Source organism: Ferrovibrio sp. GW821-FHT12D07 (assembly GCF_058807275.1).
Genome location: NZ_JBXAQN010000001.1, coordinates 1,634,332 through 1,660,328, shown reverse-complemented (window position 1 = coordinate 1,660,328; position 25,997 = coordinate 1,634,332). Strand labels below are relative to the sequence as shown.

Sequence of the window (25,997 nt, the reverse complement as noted above, 5' to 3'; positions counted from 1 at the left end):
GCGCCGTTTTGCTGCACTGCGGGTGGCGAGCAAGCGCTCCATGCGCTATGTAGGCGGCATGTCCGCCGACCCCTTCGACCTCTCCGGATTCGAGCCGGAAAATAGTCCTGCGCCGAATGATCCGGCGGCCGCGGCCGCGATGCCGGCGCCCGACTGGCTGACGCGGCTGAACGAGGCCCAGACCGAGGCAGCGAACCATCTGGATGGCCCCCTTCTGGTGCTGGCCGGGGCCGGTACGGGCAAGACCCGCGTGCTGGTCTCGCGGCTGGCCCATATCCTGTATCGCCGACTGGCCTGGCCAAGCCAGATTCTGGCTGTCACCTTCACCAACAAGGCCGCCCGCGAGATGCGCGAGCGCGTCGAGAAGCTGGTCGGCAACGCCGTCGAGGGGCTGTGGCTCGGCACCTTCCACGGCATCTGCAACCGCATCCTGCGTCGCCATGCCGAACTGGTCGGCTTGAAGCCGAATTTCACCATCCTGGATGACGACGACCAGTTGCGCCTGCTGAAGCAGCTGATCGAGGCCGAGGGCCTGGACGAGAAGCAACTGCCGCCGCGCCTGCTGAAGGGCCAGTTCGACCGCTGGAAGGATCGCGGCTATGTGCCGGGCAAGATTCCCGACAGCGAGACCGGTTTCGCCGAAGGCCGCGGCGCCAAGCTCTATGCCTTCTACTGCCAGCGCCTGCTGCAGTTGAATGCCTGCGACTTTGGCGACCTGCTGCTGCATAACCTGACGCTGTTCCGCGAACACGAAGACATCCTGCAGAAATACCAGCACCAGTTCCGCTACATCCTGGTGGATGAATACCAGGACACCAACGTGGCGCAGTATCTGTGGCTGCGGCTGCTGGCGCAGAAACACAAGAACATCTGCTGCGTGGGCGACGACGACCAGTCGATCTATGGCTGGCGTGGCGCCGAGGTCGGCAACATCCTGCGCTTCGAGCAGGATTTCCCCGGCGCCAAGATCGTGCGGCTGGAGCGTAACTACCGCTCGACGCCGCATATCCTGGGCGCGGCCTCGGGGCTAATTGCGCATAACGAAAGCCGGCTGGGCAAGACGCTGTGGACCGACCTGAACGAAGGCGAGAAGGTCATCGTGCAGGGCGTGTGGGACGGCGATGAAGAAGCCCGTCTGGTTGGCGAGGAAATCGAGACGCTGGAACGCGCCAAGGTTTCGCTGAATCAGATGGCGATCCTGGTGCGCGCCGGTCACCAGACTCGCGCGTTTGAGGAACGCTTCCTCACCATTGGCGTGAAGTATCGCGTGATCGGCGGCCTGCGCTTTTACGAGCGCCGGGAAATCCGCGACGCCATCGCCTATTTCCGCGTGATGATGCAGCCCGATGACGATCTGGCCTTCGAGCGCATCGTCAACACACCCAAGCGCGGCCTGGGCGACAGCACCATGCAGACGCTGCACAAACTGGCGCGCGCTGCAGAAAAATCCTTGACCGCCACCCTGCACGAGCTACTGCAGACCGACGAGATCAAGCCCAAACAGCGCAACACGCTGCGCAAGCTGCTGGATGATTTCGAGCGCTGGCGCCGGCAGGCCGGCGAACTGCCGCATACCGAAGTGGCCGAGATCATCCTGGAGGAATCCGGCTATATCCAGATGTGGCAGGACGACAAGTCGCCCGAAGCACCGGGCCGGCTGGAAAACCTGAAAGAGCTGATCAGCGCGCTGAACGAATTCGAGAATTTCGCCGGCTTCCTCGACCATGTCGCGCTGGTGATGGATACCGAGAATTCCGAAGACGCCGAGATGGTCAGCCTGATGACCCTGCACGGCGCGAAAGGCCTGGAATTCGATTACATCTTCCTGCCCGGCTGGGAAGAGGAACTGTTCCCCAGCCGCCGCTCGCTGGAAAACAACGGTGTGGCCGGGCTGGAGGAAGAGCGCCGCCTTGCCTATGTCGGCCTGACCCGCGCCCGTAAACGCGCGCAGGTGACATTCGCCGCCAACCGCCGCATCTACAACCAGTGGACCTCGGCGATCCCCTCGCGCTTCCTGGAAGAACTGCCGGCCGAGCATGTCGAGCAGCGTTCGCAGGCTGGCCTGTATCGTGCCGCGCAGGGCCTGGGTTATATCGGCGGCGGCTTCAGCGAAGAGGCTGCGGCCACGCGCAGCAGCTATCAGGGCACGAACTGGGATTTCTCGCGCAAGAAGCCTGCCGGCGTGATCGAGGGGCGCGCACGCCGCATCAGCGATGACGACGTGGTGCAGCGCAGCCCCGACGATACCGCTTTCCATGTTGGCGACCGCGTCTTCCATCTGAAATTCGGCTACGGCAAGATCCGCAGCGTCGACGGCAACAAGCTGGTGATCGGCTTCGAGAAGGCCGGCGAGAAGCGCGTCATCTCCTCCTTCGTCGAGAAAGCCTGACCTTTCGCATGCCCGTCTCTCCTGAATTCTGGTCGGTCGAACTGGATGTGCCGGTCGATCTGGTTGCCGCCGCCGAAGAGATGCTGGGCGATGCCGGCGTCGCGGTCACGTCCTATGAAGTGCTGAAGCCCGGCGTGGCGGTCAGCCCTGACTGGCGCGTGCAGGTGCTGTTCGATGCGCCACCGGACAAAAAGGACTGGAAGCGCCGCCTGACCGAGATTGCCGGCGGCCTGGACATCCCGGCCGTGATCAGCTTCGGCCACCTGCCCTCGAATGACTGGGTGCGCCATACCAACAAGTTGAATGCACCGATCCGCGCCGGGCGATTCTTCCTCTATGGCGCGCATGACACCGATGCGGTTCCGTCAGGCAGCCTCAGCATTCTTTTGGATGCCGGGCTGGCGTTTGGCACCGGTCGCGCGCCATCCACCTTTGGCTGCATGCTGGCCATTGATGACCTCTGCCGTGTGAAGACGCCGCGCCGCATGCTGGATATGGGCACCGGCTCGGGCGTGCTGGCCATGGCTGCCGCGAAAGCCGGCGCGCAAGCGATCATCGCCGCCGATATTGATCCGGTGGCTGTGGATGTGACACGCGAGAATGTGCGGCTGAATGGGTTGAGCGCCCGCATCGCGGCCATGACTGCGAGCCGCCCTGACGATCCTCGCCTGACGACGGCCGGGCCTTATGATCTGGTGGTGGCGAATATCCTGGCCGAGCCGCTGTGCCGCATGGCGACAGGCCTGAGCCGTCTGGTGGCGCAAGGCGGCCACCTAGTGCTTTCCGGCCTGCTGGCCAAGGAAGAGCGCCTGATCGTCGCCCGTTACCGGGCGACAGGTCTCACTCTTGCGCGGCGTATCCCGCGTGAAGGCTGGCACACACTCGTCTTCTCACGCCGCGCTTAAGCGCGGCGGGGTGTGTTCAATCGTCGCTGATTAAGCGGCGACGACGTCTTTTTGCTTCAGCACCTGAACCTTCACCGCGCCGGCATCGTCATTCGAGACTTCGCCGCGATAGATCTCGCCGGCCACCGCGGCCGGGATATCCGAACGGCTCAGACCCATGTCGTGCAGGGTGCGATCATCCAGGCCACGCAGTTCGGCTTCGGCGGCGGCGCGCTGCCACAGGGCCGAGACATGCTGGGTGAACGCCGCGATGGCATTGCCGAGCGACTGGCCGGCCAGCGCCACGCGGATGTCCTTTGACGGAACGCCCAGGGCGAGCAGGTCTTCGCGGCTAAAATCGGCAACGGTGCTGGCGGTAGGCTGGGTGCCGAACAGGGCCTTCAGGCCACGGCGGATCGCCATGGCGATGTAGCGAGCGCGGGCCCGGCGGGCTTCGCGTTCCAGTTCGACGAAATCGGTCAGCCCCAGATATTCGTGGCTGGCCAGATTGAGGACGGGGACTGTGGTCTCAATACGCGGGTTCATGGCTATCTCCTTTGCTTTGGAAAAGCCGACCCGGGTGTTCCTCAGCCACACCTTGCATTCTTGAAGTACGTCAGTATGGCTGACACAAATATTGCACTGCACCATTTCAATGGCAAGATCAAAAATATAAATTCTTGTTAAAAATCAATTGTGTAAGTTTTTTGACCAGCTGCCTAAATTTTCCGCCTGCTGATTAGTCAGCCGGAATCCACCTCACCTGTTGCGGCTATGCATCACCAGCATGGCAGGCAGAAATAAAAAAGGCGCAGCCGAAGCTGCGCCTTTTTGACTGACCGGGCCGGCCGCTCCGCCCCCACGGGGGGAGGAGGATTTTGGAGACGGACAGCGCCCGGCTCCGGCCAGAAAAAGTAAACCTTAGGCCGCTTCGCGCGGCACCAGGCGGATAAACTTGGGGGTCGCGGCGTTCTCGTTCACAGCGGCGTTGACCGGGCGCTCGATCAGGCCGGCAACGGCCGCCGGGATCTGCGAGCGGCTCAGGCCGATGTCGCGCAGCATGGCATCATCGAGGCCGCTCAGCTCATGCATGGCGCGCTGACGGGCGAGGAAGCCCTTCACGCGGGTGCCGGTGCCCTTCAGGGCGGTCCAGGCGTTGAACACGAGGTCGGCGATGGCTTCGGCGCGGATACGACGCGCGTAGGCCTCGATCTCGGCCTGGCTCATCGGGGCCAGGTTAGCCGGGAAGGCGAAAGCGGTCTGGTTGCGCAGGGTGGTCATGGTAGTCTCTCTCCATTCAGTGGTCCGGGCAGTCTGTGCATCGCGGCCACGTCGACAATATTGCACTGCACCCTTTAAAAATCAATGACTTAGCTATGAGTTGTTTGCCGACGCAGCAATGCACGAAACGCATACCTCGGTCTGGACTTGCGGTCCGGAGCGCCCCATAATTCCCACGACACGGCAACGGGTTATCCATGACTCTGCAGCAGCCTGCCCCCCTCTCCGCCCTTCTTGCCGGCCTGCCCGCCGTGCTTACAGATTGGTTACGTGGCATCGCCGCTGCGCCGCCCGTCTTCGGCGGATTCCCCGGTCTGGCCCTGCTGCCTGCCGACTCAGGCCTGCCGCGTGAAAAGGCCGAAAGCCTGGTGGCCGAACTGGCCGCGCGCTTTGCCGCTGCCATCGAGGATCGCAGCGCCGTGGCCGCACGGCTGGCCGATCTGCGCGCCGAACTGGCCCATCGCGGCCTGGCCGGCCTGATCGTGCCGCTGACCGACGAATACCAGAGCGAATACGTGCCGCTTTGCGCCCAGCGCCTGAGCTGGCTGACCGGCTTCACCGGCTCAGCCGGTCTTGCCATCGTGCTGACCGACAAGGCCGCGGTCTGGAGCGACGGGCGCTATACCCTGCAGCTGGCGCAACAGGTCGACGGCGCGCTGTTCGAACGCCTGCATATCAGCGACCAGCCGGCCGCCGAGTGGCTGAAGGCCAACCTGAAGGCCGGCGACAAACTCGCCTACGATCCCTGGCTGCATACCGAAGGCGGCGTGAAGACCTTCACAGTGGCCTGCACGGCCATCGGTGCCGAACTGATGCCCGCCACCACCAATCCGATTGATGCGGTCTGGATCGACCAGCCGCCGCCGCCGCTGGGTCCCGTGCGCGTGCAGGACGTGGCGCTGGCTGGCCGGCATACCGCCGACAAGCGCGCCGACATCGCCAAGGGCATCAGGGACCGCAAGGCCGATGCGGTGGTATTGACCCTGCCGGAATCGATTGCCTGGCTGCTGAACATCCGCGGCAGCGACGTGCCGCATACGCCGCTTCCGCTATCGATGGGCGTCCTGCACAGCGACGGCGCGGTCGACCTCTATATCGATACGCGCAAGCTGGATGCCGAGGTGAAAACGCATCTGGGTGATGTGCGCCTGCATGACGCTTCCGCCTTCCCGTCTGCGCTGACGGCGCTGGGCGAGGCGCGCAAGACCGTGCAGGTCGATCCCGCCACCAGCGGCAGTTACGTCTTGCAGCGACTGGAAGCGGCCGGCGCGACGCTGATCCGCGCCGAAGACCCCTGCCTGCTGCCCAAGGCATGCAAGACCGAAGCCGAACTGGATGGCAGCCGCGCTGCCCATCGCCGCGACGGCGCGGCGGTCAGCAAGTTCCTTGCCTGGCTGGATGCGCAGAGTGCAAAAGGCGCCGGCATCGACGAGATCGCAGCAGCCGAGAAGCTGCAGAGCTTCCGTCGTCTATCCAACGATCTGCGCGATCTTTCCTTCACCACCATCTCGGGCGCAGGCTCGAACGGCGCCATCGTGCATTACCGGGTGACGGCCGAGACCAACAAGCCGCTGGAACCGGGCAACCTCTATCTGGTCGACAGCGGCGGCCAGTATCCCGACGGCACCACCGACATCACGCGGACTGTCGCCATCAGCGAACCCAGCGACGAGATGCGCGACCGCTTCACCCGCGTGCTGAAAGGCCATATCGCGCTGGCGATGGTGAAGTTCCCCGAAGGCACCACCGGATCACAGCTTGATGCGCTGGCGCGCCGGCCGCTGTGGGAGGTCGGCCTGGATTACGATCACGGCACCGGCCATGGCGTCGGCAGCTATCTTTCGGTGCATGAGGGCCCGCAGCGCATCAGCAAAGTCGGCAACACCGTGGCGCTGAAGCCCGGCATGATCATTTCCAACGAGCCGGGCTACTATAAGACCGGCGGCTACGGCATCCGCATCGAGAATCTGGTCGCCGTGCGCGTCGAGACCGAAAAAGCCGAGAGCGGCAAGCGCTGGCTCGGCTTCGAGACGCTGACGCGCGCGCCGCTGGATCGCCGCCTGATCCAGCTCGACCTGCTCACGCCGGCCGAGGTCGGCTGGGTCGATGCCTATCACGCGCTGGTCTGGCAGGAGATCGCGCCGCTGGTGGATGACGACACGCGCGACTGGATGAAGCAGGCGACTGCGCCTTTAGGCGCATAAGAATTGGCGCGCCGCTCGGCGCATAACAAAAAAACCGGAGAAACGCACGATGCTCGATGCACGGATCAAGGCGGCGCTGGAACTGGTGACTACCGCCACGCTCACCACCGTCCTGCTGAAAAAGGGCCTGCGCAATGTCTGGCTGCGCGGCGCCAAGCCACTGACCCCGCAGAAGCGCATCGTCGGCGAGGCCTTCACGCTGCGCTTTGTGCCGGCACGCGAGGATCTGGCGACCCCGGCGAGCTGGGCCTCGCCCAAATCGACCCGTGGCGCGATTGAAGACATGCCAGCCGGCTGCATCGCCGTGGTGGATGCCATGGGCGTGAAAGATGCCGGCATCTTCGGCGACATTCTCTGCGCGCGCATGCAGAAGCGCGGTGTGGCGGCTCTGGTCACTGATGGCATGGTACGCGACGTGGCCGGTGTGATCGGCACCAAACTGCCGGTCTGGTGCGATGGCGCAGCCGCGCCGCCGTCGGTGGCCGGACTGACCTTTGTCGACTGGCAGCAGCCGATCGGCTGCGGCGGCGTCGCCGTCTATCCGGGCGACGTGATCGTGCTGGACGATGACGGCGCGGTGCTGATCCCGCAAGCCATGGTCGAGGACGTCACCAGAGAATCGATCGAGCAGGAAAAGCTCGAGACCTGGATCATGGGCGAGGTCGACAAGGGCACGCCGCTGCCCGGCCTCTATCCACCCAACGCCGAGACCAAGGCGCGCTACGAAGCCGACATGAAGAAGGGCTGAGCCCTAGCTGCGCAGCCAGCGCGGCAGGCGGTAGCGGCCGCGCGTGCTGGCGCGATCGCCGAGCGTCGAACAGGCTTCGTGATAGCCCAGCTCCAGCCGGCCGGCCCTGATGCCGAATTTCGTCAATACGGCCTGCATGTCGTCGGTGCCGGCGTCACTCATGGCGCGCAGCAGGATGCTGGCCGAGGCCGCCGCGTCGCTGTCGGCCAGATGATGCTGCAGCTCGACGCCGATATGCTGCGCTACCGTGGAGAGCTTGTGGTTCTCCAGATCGGGCCAAGCGGCGCGCGCGACCTTCACCGTGCAGAGGAAGGACAGCGTGGGCCAGGGCTGGCCGTAATGTGCCAGCGCCGCGCGCAGCACGCCGATATCGAAGGGCGCGTTATGGGCCAGCAGCATCGGCACGGCCTCCAGATGCGGCAGCAGCTCATCCCAGATAGCGGGGAATTCTGGCTCATGCTCCACGTGATAGGGGTAGATGCCGTGGATGGCGATGAAGCTGGGATGAAAAACCATGTCATGCGGCCGGACCAGCCGATGCGCGGTATGGATCACCTGCCCGTCTCGAATCCAGGCGAGACCAATCGCACAGGCGCTGCCCGGCGTACTACTGGCGGTTTCAAAATCCAGCGCGATGGCCGTCGCGCCAGTGACGGCCTCGACGGAAGGAATGGCGCGATTTTCAAGCATGGCGTCAGCCGCCGATCAGGACGAGCCAGTCGTCTTCGCTCAGGACCGGCACGCCGTGCTTCTGCGCCTCGGCCAGCTTCGAGCCCGCACCCGGGCCTGCCACCAGATAGTCGGTCTTCTTCGACACCGAGCCCGCTACCTTGGCGCCGAGCGACAGTGCGCGTGCCTTAGCCTCGTCGCGGGTGAATTTCTCAAGACTGCCGGTGAAGACCACAGTCTTGCCGGCTACGGCTGAATCCGTCGACGGTTTTTCGGGCGGCACGACCTCGGTCAGTTCTTTCAGCAGATGGTCAATCACCTTGCGGCTCTGCGGCCGGATGCAGAAGCCGAGGATTGCCTCGGCCACCACATCGCCCATCTTGTCGATGCTGTTCAGGTCGCCCCAGGCCTCGCCATGGCGCTCCTTCGCCTCGTCCATCGCCGCCAGCCAGCGGTCTGGCGTCTCGTAGTGCATGGCCACCAGACGTGCGCGCTCCTGCCCGACATGACGTATGCCAAGCGCGAAGATGAACCGGTCGAAGCCGATGGTGCGGCGCTGCTCGATGGCGCGAATCAGATTGTCGACCGAGGTGTCGCCGTAGCCGTCCTTTTTGCGCAGGTCGGCGGCGTATTTCTTCGGCAGCTTGAAGATATCGGACGGTTCCTTGACCCAGCCCCATTCGTAAAAGGCGGCGATCTGCTTCTCGCCGATGCCCTCGATATCGAAAGCATTGCGCGAGACGAAATGGCGCAGGCCTTCCATCGCCTGTGCCGGGCAGCTTACACCGCCGGTGCAGCGACGGCGCACATCCGCTTCGCCCGCAGCATCGACCTCGCGTTCGGCCGGCTGGCCACAGACCGGGCATTTGGTCGGGAAGTCGAATTCGCTGGCGCCCTTGGGACGCTTGTCGAAGACGACGCTGACCACCTGCGGGATCACGTCGCCGGCGCGCTGGATGATCACGGTGTCGCCGACGCGTACATCCTTGCGCCTGATCTCGTCTTCATTGTGCAGAGTAGCGTTGGAAACCAGAACACCGCCGACATTGACCGGCTTCAGCTTGGCCACCGGCGTCAGCGTGCCGGTGCGGCCGACCTGGATATCGATATTCTCCAGCAGCGTCTCGGCCTGCTCGGCAGGGAATTTATGAGCGACGGCCCAGCGCGGACTGCGGCTGACGAAGCCCAGACGCTCTTGCCAGTCGAGGCGATCCACCTTGTAGACCACGCCGTCGATATCGAAGGCCAGTTTTGCGCGCCGCGATGCAATGTCGTTGTAATAGGCCATCAGGTCGTCAACGCTGTGACAGGCCACGACATGGGGGTTGAGCGTGAAACCCCAGCTGTCGAGCTTCTTGCGCACATCGCTGAGCTTACCTGTGAAGGGCTCGGATACTTCGCCCCAGGAATAGCCGAAGAAGCGCAGCGGGCGCTTCTCGGTGATCTTGGAGTCGAGCTGGCGCAGGGAACCCGCCGCGGCATTGCGCGGATTGGCGAAAATCTTCTGGCCGGCGGCTTCCTGGGTCTCGTTCAGCGTGAGGAAATCGGCGCGCGTCATATAGACTTCGCCGCGCACCTCCAGCACATCGGGCCAACCCTTGCCACTGAGCTTGTGCGGCACATCCTGCTTCAGGGTGCGGATATTGGCGGTTACATCCTCGCCTTCCTGGCCATCGCCGCGCGTGGCAGCACGTACCAGCTCGCCCTTCTCATAGCGCAAAGACGCAGAGAGGCCATCGATCTTGGGTTCGGCGATCAGGGTAAGGTCGTCGCCCTCTTTCAGATTCAAGAAGCGACGGATGCGGCCGAGGAAATCGGCGACGTCTTCCTCGGCAAAGGCATTGTCGAGCGACAGCATCGGCTTGCTGTGGCGTACCTTGGCAAAGCCCGCCACCGGGGCCGCACCGACGCGGCTGGAGACGCCCAGCATGGTCTTCAGATCGGGGAACTGCGCTTCGAGTTCGAGCAAGCGCTTTTTCAACGCGTCGTATTCGGCATCCGAAACGCTGGGCGCATCCTGCTGGTGATAGCGCTTGTCATGGGCCGCGATTTCCTCTTCCAGCCGGGCATGTTCCAGCTTGGCCTGACGGGGGCTCAATTCGGCCACCGGTTTCGCGCGCTGACGACTCATTCTTACGCTTCCCGTTTACGCTTCTTGGCCAGCAAGCAAACTGTCGGCGGCGGCACGCGCCGCATCGGTAATGGTCGCGCCTGCCAGCATGCGGGCGATTTCCTCGCGGCGGTCGTCGGCCTTGAGCGGCGACACTTCCGTGAGCGTCGTGCGGTTCTTCGCCGTGCCGGCTTCCCGCTTGGCGATGCGCCAATGCTGGTCACCCTTGGCTGCCACCTGCGGGGAATGGGTAACGACCAGCACCTGCACGCGTTCCGCCAGCAGCGCCAGCCGCTGCCCCACGGCGGCGGCCGTCGCACCGCCGACGCCGCGATCCACTTCGTCGAAGATCAGCGTGCCGGCCGAGCCGCGGCCGGCGAGCACCACGCGCAACGCCAGCATGAAGCGGCTGAGTTCGCCGCCCGAGGCGATCTTGGCCAGCGAGCCCGGCGCAGTGCCCGGATTGGTTGAGGCCAGGAACTGCACGCGGTCAGCGCCTTCGGGGCTCCACTGCTCGGGCGGCAAAGCCTCAACCGATGTGGAGAATTTCGCCGCGCCGAGCTTCAGGGGCGCCAGCTCGGCAGCCACCGCCTTGTCCAGTTTGGTCGCGGCCTTGCGGCGTGTTGCCGATATAGCGCCGGCTTTTGCCTGATAAGCTGCCTTCGCGGTTGCTGCCGCCTTTTCCAGCTTGCCGATGCTGGCGGCGGTATTGTCGATCAGGTTCAGGCGTTCGGCATACTGTTCAGTCAGCTTCGCCAGATCATCGACAGGAACATTGTGCTTGCGGGCGGCTGCGCGCAATGCGAACAGGCGCTCCTCGGCGCGTTCCAGCTTCTGCGGATCGAGATCGAGATCGCGCGCCGTCTGTTCCAGCGCCGCTGCCAGATCACCGGCCTGCACCAGCACGGCATCCGCCTGCGCCACCAGCGCATCCAGCTTGCCCGCCGCCTTGTCGGACACGCGTTCCAGCGCGCGCAGGCAGGTGCGCAGCCGCGCATCGACGCCGCCGCCCTGCTCCAGCGCCGACTGCGCTTCCTGCATGGCAGCAACCAGCTTCTCGCCAGACTGCAGCAGGCTGCGCTGAGCCGCCAGTTCCTGCTCCTCGCCCGGCTGTGGTTTCAGCGTTTCCAGCTCGGCCACCACGTGACGCAGGAAATCCTCTTCGCGCCGCGCCTGATCGGCCGAGAGCAGTGCATCGGCCAGCGCCTTTTCGGCATCGCGCATCGCCTGATGGGCCATGCGCAAACTGGCGACATCCTTCTCCAGACCGGCATAATCATCCAGCAGCGCGCGATGAATGGTGGCATCGGTCAGGCCCTGCTCGTCATTCTGGCCGTGGATTTCCACCAGCGTGTCGCCGATGCGGCGCAGCAGTGCGACGCTGACCGTCTGGTCATTGATGAAGGCGCGGCTCTTGCCGTCCTGCCCCACCACGCGGCGCAGCACCAGTTCGCCATCGCCGGCATCCAGCGCCTGCTCGGCCAGCACATCGAGTGCGGGATGTTTCTTCGGCAGATCAAAGCTTGCTGTCACCACGCCCTGCGCGGCACCGCTGCGCACCAAGCCGGCATCGGCACGGCGGCCAAGCGCCAGGCCCAGCGCATCGAGCAGGATCGACTTGCCCGCACCGGTTTCGCCGGTCAGCACGCCAAGGCCCGCCGAGCAGGCAAGATCCATCTTTTCGATCAGGACAATGTCGCGGACGCCGAGACTGGTCAGCATGAATGAGCCCGCGGTTAGATCAAAAGATATTCCACCAGGACTTCTGGTTGGCGGTCTTGACGCCGGGAGCGACCTCGCCGGTGACCAGCGTGAACGTGTCGACGTACCATTCGCTGCCCGGATAGTTGTAGCCGAGCACGGCCGCGACGTTCTGCGCCTCGTCCACCACGCCGAGCGACATGTAGGCCTCGGCCAGGCGATGCAGCGCCTCTGGCACATGGGTGGTGGTCTGGAATTTCTCGATCACCATCTTGAAGCGGTTGATCGCGGCGATCTGCTGGTTCTGCCGCAGGTAATAACGGCCGATCACCATTTCCTTGCCGGCGAGATGGTCGCGCGTCAGGTCGATCTTCAGACGGGCATCGCGGGCATATTCGCTGGTCGGATAGCGGCGCACCACTTCCTCCAGCGAATTGAGCGCCTGCTGCGTGATCTTCTGGTCGCGGCCGACATCGGTGATCTGTTCGTAGTAGCAGATCGCGGTCAGGTAATAGGCATAGGGCGTTTCGCGACTGCCCGGATGCAGCTGGATGAACCGGTCGGCCGCCGAGATCGCTTCGGTGTATTTGTTGTTCTGATAGTAGGAATAGGCCGCCATCAACTGGGCCTTGTTGGCCCAGACCGAATAGGGATGCTGACGCTCGACTTCATCGAAGCCATTGGCTGCCTCTTCCCAACTCTGGTTGGCGACCGCGTCCATGGCGATGTTGTAGAGATCCTCCACCGGCCGCTCGACATAGGGCTTTTCCTTGGCGCCACAGGCCGCGAGGCCCAGCAGCAGCAGGGCGGCAATGGCGTGGCGCGCGGAGGAAAGAAGCCGCGACGAATCCGGACGGGGATACATTGGCATGGCGGGATTGTGCATGCCCCCCGGTCAAAATCAAGAATGGGGGTGAAATCAGGAACATTTCCTGTGATTCGCGCCAGACTCGGTCCGTTTTCCGTGGCCCGGGAAGCTGCCCGCTCCGCCCGGCTACGCCTTTCGTACACCCCCTACGGGTGACCCGCCTTATGTATTCATTATTATTAAGCTTTTCCGGTTTATCCCGACCCTATACTTCTGAACGATTTCCACCTGCGGCAAATTCGCCTATTACATGTATAGCTACCCGGTTTTGGACGGTTTCCGCTTGGGGTTAATCCCGCGTCACGAGTAAGTGGCGGTCTTTGGCGGGAAGAAATGGCACCGATCAGTACTTGGCAGCAGTAGTGAGATTTCGTCAGAATCGGTCTAGATTCCGTCAGGATCACTCTGCTACTGACCCGTGTGGGTTGAACAGTTTCATGGTCCAGTCCGTGGACCACGCCATGAGGTGACATCGATGGGTAAGATCGCAACGCGCGTCGACGAGTATGTGGGTGAACGCATCCGGGCGCGCCGTACCGAACTCGGCCTGACCCAGGAAGAGCTCGCCAATTCGCTGAAGATTTCCTACCAGCAGGTCCAGAAGTACGAGACGGGCGCCAACCGCGTCAGCGCCGGCCGCCTCTTCGAAGTGGCCCAGCGCCTGCAGGTCGACATGGCCTTCTTCTTCGAGGGCCTGGAAGCCCGCCTGGAAAGCAAGCCGATGGAGCATGGCGGCAAGAACCGCTCGACCATCGAACTGGTGCGCAATTTCAGCGATATCGAAGACACCACCATCCGCTCCGCGGTGGCCGGCCTGATCAAGAGCATCGCCAGCCGCTACAAGGACGAGGAAATGGGCACGGCCGACTGAGCCGCCCCGTCTCCACCGACACGGCATAAAAAAGCCCCGCAGTGAAAGCTGCGGGGCTTTTTGTTTGTCTGCGGTCTGTCGCTTAGAGCGAAGCCTCGGCGGCAACGGCCGGGCGCTGACGCGCACCGCCCATCTCGGCGGCCGGAATAAGGCGGGCGGTCTCGCGGCCCTTGGTATGCGTCGTCCAGACATAGGCGCTCTGGTCGGCGAACAGGGTCTTGAGCAGCTTGTTGTTCAGCGCATGGCCCGAACGGCGGCCTTCGTAGCGGCCGATGATCGGCGCACCGGCCAGATACAGGTCGCCCAGGGCGTCGAGAATCTTGTGGCGGACGAATTCGTCGTCGTAGCGCAGGCCATCGTCGTTGAGGATGCGGTCATGCCCCAGCACCACGGCATTCTCCAGCGAACCACCGCGGGCCAGGCCCATGGCGCGCAGCTGCTCGACTTCCTGCACGAAACCGAAGGTGCGGGCGCGGGCGATATCAGCCTTGAAACGACCCGGCTCCAGCTGGAACTCGGCGCTCTGGCGGCCGATCATCTGGTTGGCGAACTCGATCTCGAAATCGATGCTGAAGCCTTCAGACGGCATCAGCGCGGCGCTGGCGGCGCCATCGCGCACTTCCACGGCCTTCAGAACCTTGAGGTACTTGCGCGGCGCGACCTGCTCGATCACATCGGCGCATTCGATCAGGAAGACGAAGGGCGCGGACGAACCGTCCATCACCGGCACTTCCGGACCGTCGATATCAATGAGGACGTTGTCGACGCCCAGACCGGCCAGCGCGGCCATCAGATGCTCCACCGTGCCGATCGACACGCCTTCGCCGGCGGCCACGGTCGTGCACATGCGCAGATCGGTGACCTGGTCGAAGCGGGCGCTGACCAGCGGACGGCCCGGGAGATCGACGCGACGGAACACCACGCCCGTGTCGGGCGCGGCCGGATTCAGCACCATATGAACTTTGGAACCGCTGTGCAGGCCGATGCCGGAGCACTTGATGCGATTCTTCAAGGTCTTCTGGGCGATCTTGCCGGTGTTCAGCACACTGGAACTCCTTGAACCGGATCGCGAATCGGACAGACCCGCGCACAAACGAAACCGGGGATGGTTGTAGCAACCACCCCCGGGAACAACAAATCACTCTATGTAACCAGATGTAACGCTGGCGGACCTTACTAAGTCATTAATCCGTCAGCGTGATTCATGGTTAATTGGCCTGACGGCGCAGGAAGGCCGGGATGTCCAGCAGATCGTCCTGCGGGCGGCTCGGCGCCGGACGTTCGGCCGCCGAAACCAGACCGAGATCGGCCTGACGCGGGGCGGCCGGGGTCTGAACCGAGACCTGGGCGACCGGGGCCTGTTCCTGCATGACCGGCTGGGCCACGGGCGCAGCCGGAGCCGGGGCGACCGGACGGCTGAACTGCGGCTCGGCCTGACGCATGACCGGCTGGGCTTCCACATCACCGCCGCGGCGGGCCGCGCCGGTGATGCGATCGAACAGGCTGGCCTTCTTCTTCGGTTCGGCCGGCTTGTTGATCATGTCGGCTTCGGCGAAGGGATCGGGCTGACGCGGCATTTCCATCGAACGCCCCGTCATCTGGGGCATCGCCTGGGCGGCCGGCGGCACGAAGGACTGCTGCGCCTCGGCGACATGCGCCGCGAACGGACGGGCTTCGATCGCCGGGGTCGCCGCAACGGCGGCGGCGGCATCGGCAACCGGCTGAGCCAGCGGCGCGATCACCGAAGCCGGCAGTTCAGCCGGCGGCGGCAGATCGAAATGCACTTCCGGCAGAGCCGACGGATACACATCCGGCACATGTTCGAGTTCCGGCAGCGCCAGCGCGGTGGCGCCGACGCTCATCGGCTGCGGCGCCTGAACGGCGGGCGCAGCCTGCATGACAGCGGCCTGCGTCGTAACGGCGGGCTGCGGCATGACCGGCTGGGTCATGGCGGGCATCGCCGGGCGCGGAGCCGCGCCGAAGGCGATCGGCTTGGCCTGCGGCGGGGTCACCAGACGCAGCGACGGCGAAGCCTGCGGCTGGCCGGCAATCTGCGCGGCGGCATCGATGCCGGTGGCGACCACGGAGACCCGCATGCGGCCTTCCATGTTGGCGTCCAGCGTCGAACCGACAATGATGTTGGCCTCCGGGTCCACTTCCTCGCGGATGCGGTTGGCGGCTTCATCGACCTCGAACAGGGTCAGGTCCGGACCACCGGTGATATTGATGAGCACGCCACGGGCGCCCTTCATCGAGATATCGTCCAGCAGCGGATTGGCGATGGCGCGCTCGGCGGCCTCGATGGCGCGATGCTCGCCCTCGGCCTCACCAGTACCCATCATGGCCTTGCCCATCTCGCTCATCACCGAACGGACGTCGGCGAAGTCGAGATTGATCAGGCCGGGCATCACCATCAGGTCGGTGATGCCGCGCACGCCCGACTGCAGGACGTTGTCGGCCATCTTGAAGGCGTCGGCGAAGGTGGTCTTCTCGTTCGCCACCCGGAACAGGTTCTGGTTCGGGATGATGATCAGGGTGTCGACATACTGCTGCAGCTCGCGGATGCCGGCATCGGCCAGCTTCATGCGCTGGCTGCCTTCAAACGAGAACGGCTTGGTGACGACGCCGACCGTCAGGATGCCCATTTCCTTGGCAGCCCGGGCGATCACCGGGGCAGCCCCGGTGCCCGTGCCGCCGCCCATGCCGGCGGCCACAAAGGCCATGTGGCTGCCCTGGAGATGCTCCAGGATCTGGTCGATCGATTCCTCGGCGGCCCCGCGGCCGACTTCCGGCTTGGCGCCGCAGCCCAGACCCTGGGTCAGCGCCGTGCCGAGCTGGATGCGCCGATCGGTGAGCGACATGTTGATCGCCTGCGCGTCGGTATTGGCAGCCACGAACTCGACGCCCTCAAGCTGGGCCGCGATCATGTTGTTGACTGCATTGCCGCCGGCACCGCCGACGCCGAAGACGACGATACGGGGCTTAAGCTCCCGCGTGGTCGGCATGGTGAGGTTGATACCCATGTTCTCCTCCAGGGTTTAACTGTTGCAATTACCAATGTCACCGCGCGATGCAAGTGACATCGTAAAAACCGCGTGGATGCTGAGTGTTTTGATCATCATCTTGGCCACGCGATTCAGTACTCAGAAGTTTGTGCGCAACCAGCGGCCGATTCGTGACACCGCTCCACTGGGTGCAGGTTCAGGTTCAGGCAGTCGAATGACTCGTTCGGCGGCCTGTTGCTGTGCGTACGAAAGGAGTCCGGCACAGGCCGAGAAGGCCGGACCACCTGTTGCTTCTGCCAGACCGCCGACCCGGATCGGGCGACCGAGGCGAACCTGTTTGTCGAGGGTGCGGGCGGCGAGCTCGCGCACGCCCTGGAGCTGGCTGGCGCCACCGGTGAGGACCACGCGGCGGCCGGCTAGCTTCTCGAATCCGGACTGGACGAGGCGCTCGCGCACCTGTTCCAGGGTCTCTTCCAGCCGGGGCTTGATGATCCCGGTCAGGATCGAGCGCGGTACCTGGTTATGGGCATGGTCGTCGGTCTCGCCCACCTGCGGCACGTCGATGGTCTCGGTGTCGTCGGACGGGCTCGGCAGGACCGTGCCGTAAAGGGTCTTCAGCCGTTCGGCATGGGCGAGCGGGGTGGAAAGCCCCCGGGCGATGTCATTGGTCACGTGATGCCCGCCCAGCGGCACGACATCCACATGGACCAGCTGGCCGTCATAGAAGACCGCCAGGCTGGTGGTGCCGCCGCCCATATCCAGCAGCGTGACGCCCAGGTCCATCTCGTCCTCGACCAGGCAGGCCAGGCCGGCGGCGAAGGGCGAGACGATCCGCCCGGCAATGCGCAGGTGGCCGCGCGCGACGCAGGTGGCCAGGTTGCGCAGCGGACCGGAGCCGGCGGTGATCACATGCATGTTCACGCCAAGGCGTTCGCAGGCCATGCCGCGCGGGTCCTTGATGCCGCGCGAGCCATCGATGGTGTAGCCGACCGGGATCGAATGGACGATTTCGCGGTCGCCGGCATGCTCGTGGCGGCGGCCCTGATCGAGCACCAGGCCGACATCGTGGTCGGTGACCTCATGGCCATCGATGGCGACTTCGACGCCGACGCTGTGCGACTGCGGGTTGCCGGCATTCACGCTGACGAAGACGTCGCGGATGGTTTCGCCGCACATCCGTTCGGCGGTTTCCACCGCGGCCCGGATCGACTGTTCGGCGGAGTCCATGTCGATGACATTGCCGTTGCGCAGGCCGCGCGACAGCTGGTGACCGATGCCGATCACCCGCAGCGTGCCGCCATCGGCCCTGGCGATGAAGCAGCAGACCTTAGACGATCCGACGTCCAGGGCGGCAATCAATCCGTTGCGCGATACAGCCATGGTCCTACTTCCCCTCGCAAGTAATGCGGTGTGTCATGTGCGCTTCCCGGCTTTCTTCGGCGTATTCACCGGTGCCGGCGCTTCCGCTTCAGGGTTGAGCTGCACAATCAGGCGGTCGTCCAGTCGCAGGTCGACCACCTTGATGTCGCGGCGCAGCAGGCCATGGCTGCGCTCCAAGTCTATCAGTCGGGCCCAGGCCTGGGCCGGCGCGTCTTCCGGCAGGCGGGCGACGACGCCATTGTCGAATTCGATGTCCCAACGGCGGCCACGCACGCGGATCGCGTTGACCACGCGGCTGGCCAGAACCGGTTCGCTCTGCAGCATCTCCAGCAGGTCATGCGCCTTGTCTGACGCGCCGGCGCCAACCAGCAGGAAGAGATGATGGAATTCGGCGCGGTCGCCCTCTTCCAGCACCTTACCGTCGGTGTCGATCAGGTAGACGCGGCCATCGATCTGCCAGCGCGCAAAGGCTTCGCGCTCGACGATCTCGATATGCAGCGTGTCGGGGAGCTGGCGCCACACGGTCGCCTGCCGCACCCAGCCGATGGCCTCGACGCGACGGCGCACGGCATCCAGATCAAGACTGAGGATCGGCTCGCCGCGCTCGACGCCGACGGCTTCGGCCAGCGTCTCGATCGGCGTGTGCATGCGGCCCTGCAGGTTCACTTCGCCCAGGCGCATGTCGACGGTGGCACCGGCCTCGCCGATGATGTCCTGCGCGGCAAGACGCGCCTGCACCGGCAGATTGGTGCGGAACCATACATAGGCGCCTCCACCGATGGTGCCCGACACCAGCAGCACGGCAAGCGTCTGCTTGACGCGGCGCCACAGCACCGACTTGGGCTTGCGGCGCGCCGGCGGCAGCGGACGGCAATAGCCCTTCGGGCGCACCGGCGGCAGCATCGGTGCACAAGGGGCGCAGGGACGGTCTTCAGGCAGCACGACTAGCGATCGCATGAGGCGTCCTCCACCATCCAGCGCACCAGCTGGCCGAACGAAATGCCCTGATGGGCGGCGATCTCGGGCACCAGCGACAGCGGCGTCATGCCCGGCTGGGTATTGATTTCCAGCAGGTAGAACTTGCCCGTGCCGCCCTGCGTGTCGTCGTAGCGCCAGTCCGAGCGTGTCACGCCGCGGCAGCCCAGCGTCTGGTGCGCCTTCAGCGCCAGCGCGCAGATATGGTCGTAGGTGTCCTTGGGCAGCGGCGCCGGCATCAGATGCGTCGCCTTGCCGTCGGTATACTTGGCTTCGTAATCGTAGAAGCGGCCATGCGCCTTGATCTCGATGGCGCCCAGCACGCGATCGCCCATCACCGCGATCTGGATTTCGCGGCCAGGGATATACTGCTCGACCAGCACATGCTCGCCGAAATGCCAGGTGCTGTCGTCCTGCGGCTGGTAGTTGTCGCCGTTGAAGACGATATGCACGCCAACGGATGATCCCTCGTTCAGCGGCTTGATCACATAGGGGAACGGCATCACCGGACCGGCGCGGAAATCGCTGCGGTGCACGACACGGCCATCGGCCATCGGCAGGCCGTGATTACGCCAGACGTCCTTGGCCATCGGTTTGTTCATCGCCAGCGCCGAGGCCAGCACGCCGGAATGGGTATAGGGAATGCCCAGCACCTCGAGCAGCCCCTGCACAGTGCCATCCTCGCCATAAGGGCCGTGCAGCGCATTGAAGGCCACATCGGGCTTCAGCGCGGCCAGCTTGGCGCCAAGATCGCGACCGACATCGATCTCGCTGACCTTGAAGCCCTCTTCCGTCAGCGCCTTGGCCACGGCACGACCGGACGTCAGCGAGACTTCGCGTTCCGACGACCAGCCGCCCATCAATACCGCTACATGATTTTTCATGCGCGGGACTCCTTACCAATGCGCTTGATTTCCCAACGCAGATCAATGCCGCTCTGCGCCTTCACTTTTTCCCGCACGGTCTCACCCAGCGTCTCCAGATCGGCCGCCGTGGCGTTGCCGCGATTGATCAGGAAGTTGCAATGCTGTTCCGAGACCTGCGCATCACCGACAACAAGCCCGCGGCAACCGGCGGCATCGACGAGCTGCCATGCCTTGTGGCCTTCAGGGTTGGCAAACGTAGAACCGCCCGTGCGCGAGCGGATCGGCTGGCTGCCTTCGCGGGCAGCCTGGATTTCGTCCATGCGCGCCCGAATTTCGGCCTTGTCGCCAATGCGGCCCTTGAGCCGCGCGCCGAGGAATATCCAGTCGGCCGGCACGCCGCAATGGCGGTAGCCGAATTTCATCTCGGCCGGCGACAGACGATGCAGATTGCCCTGCATGTCGACAGCTTCGGCCCAGATCAGCACATCCTTGAATTCAGTGCCGTAAGCGCCGGCATTCATGCGCAGGCCGCCGCCGACCGTGCCCGGAATGCCGCGCAGGAATTCCACACCGGTGATACCAGCCATCTGTGCGGTCTGCGCTACATTCACATCCAGCGCGCCGGCGCCAACGATGATCTCGTCACCGTCAGCCTCAATCTCGACAAAGCCACGGCCCAGACGCACCACCACGCCATCAACGCCGCCATCGCGCACCAGCGTGTTGGAGCCGACGCCCAGCACAGTGACAGCCGCATCTGCCGGCTTGTCCTTCAGGAAAGCGATCAGATCATCACGATCGGCCGGGCGGAACATCACCTCGGCCGGACCGCCGACGCGGAACCACGTGATATCGGCCAGCGGCGCAGCTGCAGCCAGCCGACCGCGCACGGCGGGAAGCCGTGCGATCAGATCGTCGTGGCGGATTTGCGCCGCAGCCATCATGCGGCCCCCTTGTCGTAGAGGGCCTGCAATTCGCCGGGCAGCGCATTGGCCCAGGTCGTGATACTGCCGGCACCGAGGCAAACGACGAGGTCACCGGCGCTGGCCTCCTGTGCGGCAAGCGTCGCGAGCTGCTCAGGCGACGACAGCGCCAGCACACGGCGATGGCCGCGATTGCGCAGGCCCTCGACTAGGGCATCGCGGCTGACGCCATCGATGGGTGCTTCGCCGGCGGCATAGACATCGGCCACGATCACCGTATCGGCGTCGTTGAAGCAGCTGCAGAAATCCTCGAACAGGTCGCGCAGCCGGGTGTAGCGATGCGGCTGCACCACGGCGACCACCTTGGCTTCGGGGCGCTCACCCACGGCCAGACGCGCCGCCGACAATACGGCAGAGATTTCCACCGGATGATGACCGTAATCGTCGACCACCGTGATGCCGCCGGCCTCGCCGGTGATGGTGAAGCGGCGCTTCACGCCACCGAAGCTGCCCAGCGCCTTTTTCACGACCTCGCCGTCGAAGCCCATCTCGCGGGCGATCGCCGCCACTACGAGAGAGTTCTGCACGTTATGGCGACCAAACATCGGCAAGCGGATATCGGCAATCGTCGTGGTCTCGCCGGTGCGGGCGCGATCGGTGCTCTGCACATCAAAGATGGCGCCGCGCGCATCGAAGCGCACGTTCACGGCGCGGACATCAGCCTGCGGTGAGAAGCCGTAGGTAACGACACGGCGGTCGGTGATGCGGCCAATCATCGCCTGCACTTCCGGATGATCGATGCACAGCGTGGCGAAGCCGTAGAAGGGAATGCTCTCGACGAACTGCTTGAAGCCGTCGCGCACCTTGTCGAAGGTGCCGTAATGGTCGAGGTGCTCAGGGTCGATATTGGTGACCACGGCAATGGTGGCGGGCAGCTTGAGGAAGGTGCCGTCGCTCTCGTCGGCTTCCACCACCATCCATTCACCGGCACCCAGACGCGCATTGGTGCCATAGGCATTGATGATGCCGCCGTTGATCACGGTCGGGTCCATGGCCGCGGCTTCCAGCAGGGCAGCGACCAGCGAGGTGGTCGTGGTCTTGCCATGGGTGCCGGCAATGGCGATGGCCCATTTCAGGCGCATCAGCTCGCCCAGCATTTCGGCGCGACGCACCACCGGGATCAAGCGTGCACGGGCCGACTTCACCTCCGGATTGTCGGGCTTCACGGCCGAGGAGATCACCAGCACTTCGGCATCAGTGACATTCTCCTCGCGATGACCCTCGAACACGGTGATCCCGAGGTCACGCAACCGCTTTACATTATAGTTGGCCGAGAGATCGGAACCCTGCACCTGGTAACCCAGATTGTGCATGACCTCGGCAATGCCCGACATGCCAATGCCGCCAATGCCGACAAAATGGATAATCCCGATATCGAGCGGCAGCGATCTCATGCCGCGGTCCTTTTCATGCTGTGATCTTTACTGGCGCTATCAGCCTTCACGGGCTGCTGGCGCTGTTCGGTAGCGGTGCGCTCGACCAGATCGGCCAGCGCCTGTGCGGCCAGCGGGCGGCCGACGCTGCGCGCCGCTGCTGCCATTTCGGCGAGCCCTGCTGCATCATTGAGCAGATCGGCGAAGGCAGCGGTGGCGCGCTCGACAGTGAACTTGTCCTGGGCGATGACCAGTGCGCCGCCGGCATGGGCCAGCGCCTCGGCATTGGCAGTCTGATGATCGTCCATCGCATGGGCATAGGGCACCAGCAGCGCCGGGCGACCGATCACGGCAATCTCGGCCGTGCTGCCGGCTCCAGAGCGGCTGACCACCAGATGCGTGGTGGCGAGGCGCTTGTCGACATCGGTGAAGAAGGTCGCGGTCTCAGCCGTGATGCCGGCGCCGTCATAGGCGGCGCGCACGCGAGCCAGATCTTCCGGGCGGCACTGCTGCTGCAGCTTCAGGCGACGGCGCAGATCGGCCGGCAAAGCGCCGAGCGCGGCCGGCACCACATCAGACAGCACGCGCGCGCCCTGGCTGCCACCCATCACCAGCACGCGGAGATTCTGTTCCGGCGCATGATAGGGCACATCGGCGGCGGCCAGGATCGCCGGACGCACCGGATTGCCGGTCACGGTGACGGTGGTATCGGCGGGCAGGAAATGCGTGGCCGGGAAAGACGTGGCGATGCGAGCCGCAAAGCGTGCGACCAGCCGGTTGACCCGGCCGAGCACGGCATTCTGCTCGTGGATCAGAATGGGAATCTTCCTGATGCGAGCGGCCAGCAGCAGCGGCAGTGCCGGATAGCCGCCGAAGCCGACCACGGCGGCAGGACGTGTGAGGTTGAGCAGCGACAGCGCCGCAAACACGCCGCGACCGATCTCGACGATGCTGAGCAGCTTGCCCGGCAGCGAACGACCGCTCGGCGTGCCGGCGGGAATACGATACAGCGGCAACTCGGGCAGGTTCTGGCCAAAGCCGGTGCCGCGCGTATCGGTCACTAGACCGACGCGATGGCCGCGACGCAGCAGTTCAGCCGCCAGCGCCTCGGCCGGGAAGACATGGCCACCGGTGCCGCCGGCAGCGAGCAGGATTGGATTTTCCGCGACTGTCTTCATCGCGTCACCCCGTTGTCGGGACGCCAGCGGGTCAGCGCCAGCAGCATGCCCATGGCAAAAGCGAGCGCCAGCAGCGACGAGCCGCCATAGGAGATGAAAGGCAAGGTCATGCCCTTGGTCGGCAGCAGATGCAGGTTCACGCCGATATTGATCACGGCCTGCAGACCAAACTGAGTCGTGAGACCTGCGGCGGCGAGCAGCACGAACAGGTTGTTCTCGGTCATCAGGCGCGAGAAGCAGCGCAGCACGATGAAGGCGAAGACGCCGACGATGAACAGGCAGGCGAACAGGCCGAATTCCTCGCCGGCAACGGCGAAGATGAAATCGGTATGGGCATCGGGCAGCACGCTCTTCACCGCGCCCTCACCCGGGCCACGACCCCAGATGCCTCCGGTGGAGAAAGCCTCCATGGCACGTTCGATCTGGTAGTTCTCCTTGCTGGCGGGATCGAGGAAACGATCGATGCGGCTCGCCACATGGGGGAAGATCAGGTAAGCGCCGAAGATGCCAGCCAGGCCCATGGCACCCAGTGCAAGGACGAGGACGATCGGCAGCCCGGCGATGAAGAACTGCGCCATCCACACGGCACAGACGACCACCGCCATGCCCAGATCGGGCTGCAGCAGCAGGATGCCGACGGTGATGCCGCAGAGCGCGGTCGAGATCGCCCAGCCGGGGAAGCCCGTGCCCTTGCGCCATTCGGCGAACAGCCAGGCGGCCACCACGGCGAAGGCCGGCTTGACGAATTCCGAGGGCTGGATCGACAGGCCACCGAAATTGATCCAGCGATGCGCGCCCTTGACCTCGACGCCCATGACGAAGGTCAGGCACATGCCGACCAGCGCGCCGAGGAAGACCACCATGGCGACGCGGCGGATGCCGATGGGATCAAGCAGCGAGGTGCCCACCATGATCAGCAGGGCCGGCATCAGGAAGACGATCTGACGCTGCACGAAGTGGAAGCTGCCCAAGCCGATGCGATTGGCCACCGCCGGCGAGGCAGCCAGCGTCAGCACGGTGCCGACTGCGATCAGCACGGCGATGGCGACCAGCAGCCAGCGGTCAACGGTCCACCACCAGCGGCCCAGCACGGAGGTATCGGTGCGTGAAAACGTAATCATGCTGCAGCTCCTTGCTCGAAGCCGCTGCGCGCATGCACCAGGCGGATGAACTCATCGCCGCGATGCTCGAAGCTCTTGAACTGGTCATAAGACGCGCAGGCCGGCGACAGCAGCACCACGGCATCCTTCGCCTTGTCCTTGCGGGCAGCGGCCAGCGCATCGTCGAGCGCCTTGTCCAGCGTGCCGGCAACAACATGCGGCACCGCGCCGCCCAGCGTCGCCGCGAAATCCTGCGCCGCCTCGCCGATCAGGCTGGCGCGGCGGATGCGCGGGAAGAATTCCTTCAGGCCGGCAATGCCGCCCTCTTTCGCCTTGCCGCCGGCGATCCAGTAGATCGTCTCGAAGGAGGCCAGCGCCTTGGCGGTGGAATCCGCATTCGTCGCCTTGGAATCATTGATGCAGGCGATACCGTCGACGCTGCCGACGCGCTGCAGGCGATGCTTCAGGCCCGGGAAGCTGGCGATGCCGGCACGGATCGCGGCCGCATCCAGACCGGCAGCGCGAGCAGCGGCATAGGCGCAGGCGATATTCTGGCCGTTATGGCCGCCCGGCAGGTTGACGAAATCGAGGGCAAACACTTCTTTGCCGTTGTCGTAGAGCTTGCCGTTCACGGCGCTGACGCCATCGTCCAGCACGCGCAGGATCGACACCGGCACGATCCTGCGGCCGTTATTCTCGGCTTTCAGGACGGCATGGATGGTGCGGCAATGATCATCATCGACGCCGATCACGGCGGTGTCGCCAGCACCCTGCCCCGCGAAAATCCGCGCCTTGATGGCGGCATAATTATCCATGCTGCCATGACGATCGAGATGATCCGGCGTGATGTTGAGCAGGATGGCGATCTGCGCCTTCCAGCCCGGCGTCAGGTCAATCTGGAAGGACGACATCTCCAGCACATAGACGCCGTCCGTCGCGCTCTCAAAGGGCGGCAGGTCGAGTACCGGCATGCCGATATTGCCGCCCATCGCCATGCTGCGGCCGGCGGTCTTCAGGATATGCGCCAGCAGAGCCGTGGTGGTGGACTTGCCGTTGGTGCCGGTGACGCCATACACAACCGGCTTGAGTTCACGCAGCAGCAGTTCGATATCGCCGATGATGGGCAGGCCGACGCGCTGCGCCGAGGCCACCACCTGATTGGGCACCGGATGGGTGAGCGGCACGCCGGGTGCCAGCGCCAGGCCGGCGCACCCGACCAGCGCACCTTCATGCAGCTGCATCGGCTGGAAGCCGGCAGCGGCCGCGGCGGCGCGCGAGGCTTCGTTGTCGTCCCACAGACGAACTTCCGCACCGCCGGCAATCAGCGCCCGCGCCGTGGCCAGCCCGCTGCGCGCGAGGCCGAACACTGCCCAGGTCTGCTTTGCCGTATGCGTGAGTGCGATCATGCGTCG

The 25,997-nt window shown here is 64.6% G+C and carries 21 protein-coding genes; 5 read left to right on the top strand and 16 right to left on the bottom strand.

Annotation, left to right across the window (positions count from 1 at the left end; translation table 11 throughout):
- Positions 1 to 58: 58 nt before the first annotated feature.
- Complete coding sequence (locus AC1RRE_RS08250) at positions 59 to 2,389, top strand: ATP-dependent helicase (RefSeq protein ID WP_492980640.1); 2,331 nt, start codon at positions 59 to 61, stop codon at positions 2,387 to 2,389.
- Between the two features lie 8 nt (positions 2,390 to 2,397).
- Positions 2,398 to 3,294 carry a 50S ribosomal protein L11 methyltransferase gene (locus tag AC1RRE_RS08245; RefSeq protein WP_492980639.1) on the top strand — a complete coding sequence of 299 codons (897 nt, stop codon included), beginning with the start codon at positions 2,398 to 2,400 and terminating at the stop codon, positions 3,292 to 3,294.
- Between the two features lie 30 nt (positions 3,295 to 3,324).
- On the opposite strand, the gene AC1RRE_RS08240 is transcribed toward AC1RRE_RS08245, so the two are convergent.
- Together AC1RRE_RS08240 and AC1RRE_RS08235 are read right to left on the bottom strand one after the other, a co-directional pair.
- The gene (locus AC1RRE_RS08240) at positions 3,325 to 3,819 is read right to left on the bottom strand and encodes a DUF1127 domain-containing protein (RefSeq protein WP_492980638.1); all 495 of its coding nucleotides are present in this window, start codon (positions 3,817 to 3,819) and stop codon (positions 3,325 to 3,327) included.
- 375 nt (positions 3,820 to 4,194) lie between these two features.
- Positions 4,195 to 4,554: a DUF1127 domain-containing protein gene (locus tag AC1RRE_RS08235; protein ID WP_492980637.1), complete on the bottom strand. Its 360-nt coding sequence runs from the start codon at positions 4,552 to 4,554 to the stop codon at positions 4,195 to 4,197.
- Positions 4,555 to 4,751: 197 nt separating this feature from the next.
- Between AC1RRE_RS08235 and AC1RRE_RS08230 the strand changes: the two genes are divergently transcribed.
- Together AC1RRE_RS08230 and AC1RRE_RS08225 are read left to right on the top strand one after the other, a co-directional pair.
- Positions 4,752 to 6,758 (top strand): aminopeptidase P family protein, encoded by a 2,007-nt coding sequence (locus tag AC1RRE_RS08230; protein WP_492980636.1) that lies wholly within the window; start codon positions 4,752 to 4,754, stop codon positions 6,756 to 6,758.
- A gap of 49 nt (positions 6,759 to 6,807) precedes the next feature.
- Positions 6,808 to 7,506: a ribonuclease activity regulator RraA gene (locus AC1RRE_RS08225; RefSeq protein ID WP_492980635.1), complete on the top strand. Its 699-nt coding sequence runs from the start codon at positions 6,808 to 6,810 to the stop codon at positions 7,504 to 7,506.
- A 3-nt stretch (positions 7,507 to 7,509) separates the two neighbouring features.
- On the opposite strand, the gene AC1RRE_RS08220 is transcribed toward AC1RRE_RS08225, so the two are convergent.
- The 4 genes from AC1RRE_RS08220 to AC1RRE_RS08205 are packed head-to-tail and all read right to left on the bottom strand — an operon-like array spanning position 7,510 to position 12,857.
- On the bottom strand, positions 7,510 to 8,196 hold the full coding sequence (locus AC1RRE_RS08220; RefSeq protein WP_492980634.1) for a 3'-5' exonuclease: 687 nt from the start codon (positions 8,194 to 8,196) through the stop codon (positions 7,510 to 7,512).
- 4 nt (positions 8,197 to 8,200) lie between these two features.
- Positions 8,201 to 10,306: an NAD-dependent DNA ligase LigA gene (gene ligA, locus AC1RRE_RS08215; RefSeq protein WP_492980633.1), complete on the bottom strand. Its 2,106-nt coding sequence runs from the start codon at positions 10,304 to 10,306 to the stop codon at positions 8,201 to 8,203.
- Between the two features lie 15 nt (positions 10,307 to 10,321).
- A complete protein-coding gene (gene recN, locus AC1RRE_RS08210; protein ID WP_492980632.1) occupies positions 10,322 to 12,007 on the bottom strand; it encodes a DNA repair protein RecN in 1,686 nt (561 codons plus the stop codon).
- A gap of 19 nt (positions 12,008 to 12,026) precedes the next feature.
- Positions 12,027 to 12,857 carry an outer membrane protein assembly factor BamD gene (locus AC1RRE_RS08205; protein WP_492980631.1) on the bottom strand — a complete coding sequence of 277 codons (831 nt, stop codon included), beginning with the start codon at positions 12,855 to 12,857 and terminating at the stop codon, positions 12,027 to 12,029.
- Between the two features lie 472 nt (positions 12,858 to 13,329).
- Between AC1RRE_RS08205 and AC1RRE_RS08200 the strand changes: the two genes are divergently transcribed.
- Positions 13,330 to 13,725, top strand: a complete 396-nt coding sequence (locus AC1RRE_RS08200) for a helix-turn-helix domain-containing protein (RefSeq protein WP_492980630.1) — start codon at positions 13,330 to 13,332, stop codon at positions 13,723 to 13,725.
- 82 nt (positions 13,726 to 13,807) lie between these two features.
- On the opposite strand, the gene lpxC is transcribed toward AC1RRE_RS08200, so the two are convergent.
- From lpxC to murD, 10 genes are all read right to left on the bottom strand, one after another.
- Positions 13,808 to 14,770: a UDP-3-O-acyl-N-acetylglucosamine deacetylase gene (lpxC, locus tag AC1RRE_RS08195; protein WP_492980629.1), complete on the bottom strand. Its 963-nt coding sequence runs from the start codon at positions 14,768 to 14,770 to the stop codon at positions 13,808 to 13,810.
- 163 nt (positions 14,771 to 14,933) lie between these two features.
- The gene (gene ftsZ / locus AC1RRE_RS08190; protein WP_492980628.1) at positions 14,934 to 16,748 is read right to left on the bottom strand and encodes a cell division protein FtsZ; all 1,815 of its coding nucleotides are present in this window, start codon (positions 16,746 to 16,748) and stop codon (positions 14,934 to 14,936) included.
- A gap of 120 nt (positions 16,749 to 16,868) precedes the next feature.
- Positions 16,869 to 18,110 carry a cell division protein FtsA gene (gene ftsA / locus AC1RRE_RS08185; RefSeq protein WP_492980627.1) on the bottom strand — a complete coding sequence of 414 codons (1,242 nt, stop codon included), beginning with the start codon at positions 18,108 to 18,110 and terminating at the stop codon, positions 16,869 to 16,871.
- Positions 18,111 to 18,143: 33 nt separating this feature from the next.
- A complete protein-coding gene (locus AC1RRE_RS08180) occupies positions 18,144 to 19,067 on the bottom strand; it encodes a cell division protein FtsQ/DivIB (RefSeq protein WP_492980625.1) in 924 nt (307 codons plus the stop codon).
- Positions 19,055 to 19,969: a D-alanine--D-alanine ligase gene (locus AC1RRE_RS08175; RefSeq protein ID WP_492980624.1), complete on the bottom strand. Its 915-nt coding sequence runs from the start codon at positions 19,967 to 19,969 to the stop codon at positions 19,055 to 19,057. The genes AC1RRE_RS08180 and AC1RRE_RS08175 overlap by 13 nt, the downstream gene beginning before the upstream one ends.
- Positions 19,966 to 20,892 carry a UDP-N-acetylmuramate dehydrogenase gene (murB, locus tag AC1RRE_RS08170; protein ID WP_492980623.1) on the bottom strand — a complete coding sequence of 309 codons (927 nt, stop codon included), beginning with the start codon at positions 20,890 to 20,892 and terminating at the stop codon, positions 19,966 to 19,968. The genes AC1RRE_RS08175 and murB overlap by 4 nt, the downstream gene beginning before the upstream one ends.
- The gene (murC, locus tag AC1RRE_RS08165) at positions 20,892 to 22,328 is read right to left on the bottom strand and encodes a UDP-N-acetylmuramate--L-alanine ligase (RefSeq protein WP_492980622.1); all 1,437 of its coding nucleotides are present in this window, start codon (positions 22,326 to 22,328) and stop codon (positions 20,892 to 20,894) included. Before murC ends, murB begins: the two co-directional genes overlap by 1 nt.
- Positions 22,325 to 23,485, bottom strand: a complete 1,161-nt coding sequence (gene murG, locus AC1RRE_RS08160) for an undecaprenyldiphospho-muramoylpentapeptide beta-N-acetylglucosaminyltransferase (RefSeq protein WP_492980621.1) — start codon at positions 23,483 to 23,485, stop codon at positions 22,325 to 22,327. The genes murC and murG overlap by 4 nt, the downstream gene beginning before the upstream one ends.
- Positions 23,482 to 24,606, bottom strand: a complete 1,125-nt coding sequence (ftsW, locus tag AC1RRE_RS08155) for a putative lipid II flippase FtsW (RefSeq protein WP_492980620.1) — start codon at positions 24,604 to 24,606, stop codon at positions 23,482 to 23,484. Before ftsW ends, murG begins: the two co-directional genes overlap by 4 nt.
- On the bottom strand, positions 24,603 to 25,991 hold the full coding sequence (murD, locus tag AC1RRE_RS08150; RefSeq protein WP_492980619.1) for a UDP-N-acetylmuramoyl-L-alanine--D-glutamate ligase: 1,389 nt from the start codon (positions 25,989 to 25,991) through the stop codon (positions 24,603 to 24,605). Before murD ends, ftsW begins: the two co-directional genes overlap by 4 nt.
- Between the last annotated feature and the right edge of the window lie 6 nt (positions 25,992 to 25,997).

Coding starts and splice junctions, on each gene's coding strand:
- AC1RRE_RS08200 (WP_492980630.1), top strand. CDS start 13,330: ATGGGTAAGATCGCAACGCGCGTCGACGAGTATGTGGGTGAACGCATC.
- AC1RRE_RS08250 (WP_492980640.1), top strand. CDS start 59: ATGTCCGCCGACCCCTTCGACCTCTCCGGATTCGAGCCGGAAAATAGT.
- recN (WP_492980632.1), bottom strand. CDS start 12,007: ATGCTGACCAGTCTCGGCGTCCGCGACATTGTCCTGATCGAAAAGATG.
- AC1RRE_RS08205 (WP_492980631.1), bottom strand. CDS start 12,857: ATGCCAATGTATCCCCGTCCGGATTCGTCGCGGCTTCTTTCCTCCGCG.
- AC1RRE_RS08220 (WP_492980634.1), bottom strand. CDS start 8,196: ATGCTTGAAAATCGCGCCATTCCTTCCGTCGAGGCCGTCACTGGCGCG.
- murG (WP_492980621.1), bottom strand. CDS start 23,485: ATGAAGACAGTCGCGGAAAATCCAATCCTGCTCGCTGCCGGCGGCACC.
- murB (WP_492980623.1), bottom strand. CDS start 20,892: ATGGCTGCGGCGCAAATCCGCCACGACGATCTGATCGCACGGCTTCCC.
- ftsA (WP_492980627.1), bottom strand. CDS start 18,110: ATGGCTGTATCGCGCAACGGATTGATTGCCGCCCTGGACGTCGGATCG.
- AC1RRE_RS08180 (WP_492980625.1), bottom strand. CDS start 19,067: ATGCGATCGCTAGTCGTGCTGCCTGAAGACCGTCCCTGCGCCCCTTGT.
- ftsW (WP_492980620.1), bottom strand. CDS start 24,606: ATGATTACGTTTTCACGCACCGATACCTCCGTGCTGGGCCGCTGGTGG.
- AC1RRE_RS08240 (WP_492980638.1), bottom strand. CDS start 3,819: ATGAACCCGCGTATTGAGACCACAGTCCCCGTCCTCAATCTGGCCAGC.
- AC1RRE_RS08175 (WP_492980624.1), bottom strand. CDS start 19,969: ATGAAAAATCATGTAGCGGTATTGATGGGCGGCTGGTCGTCGGAACGC.
- murC (WP_492980622.1), bottom strand. CDS start 22,328: ATGAGATCGCTGCCGCTCGATATCGGGATTATCCATTTTGTCGGCATT.
- AC1RRE_RS08225 (WP_492980635.1), top strand. CDS start 6,808: ATGCTCGATGCACGGATCAAGGCGGCGCTGGAACTGGTGACTACCGCC.
- AC1RRE_RS08230 (WP_492980636.1), top strand. CDS start 4,752: ATGACTCTGCAGCAGCCTGCCCCCCTCTCCGCCCTTCTTGCCGGCCTG.
- ftsZ (WP_492980628.1), bottom strand. CDS start 16,748: ATGGGTATCAACCTCACCATGCCGACCACGCGGGAGCTTAAGCCCCGT.
- AC1RRE_RS08245 (WP_492980639.1), top strand. CDS start 2,398: ATGCCCGTCTCTCCTGAATTCTGGTCGGTCGAACTGGATGTGCCGGTC.
- murD (WP_492980619.1), bottom strand. CDS start 25,991: ATGATCGCACTCACGCATACGGCAAAGCAGACCTGGGCAGTGTTCGGC.
- AC1RRE_RS08235 (WP_492980637.1), bottom strand. CDS start 4,554: ATGACCACCCTGCGCAACCAGACCGCTTTCGCCTTCCCGGCTAACCTG.
- ligA (WP_492980633.1), bottom strand. CDS start 10,306: ATGAGTCGTCAGCGCGCGAAACCGGTGGCCGAATTGAGCCCCCGTCAG.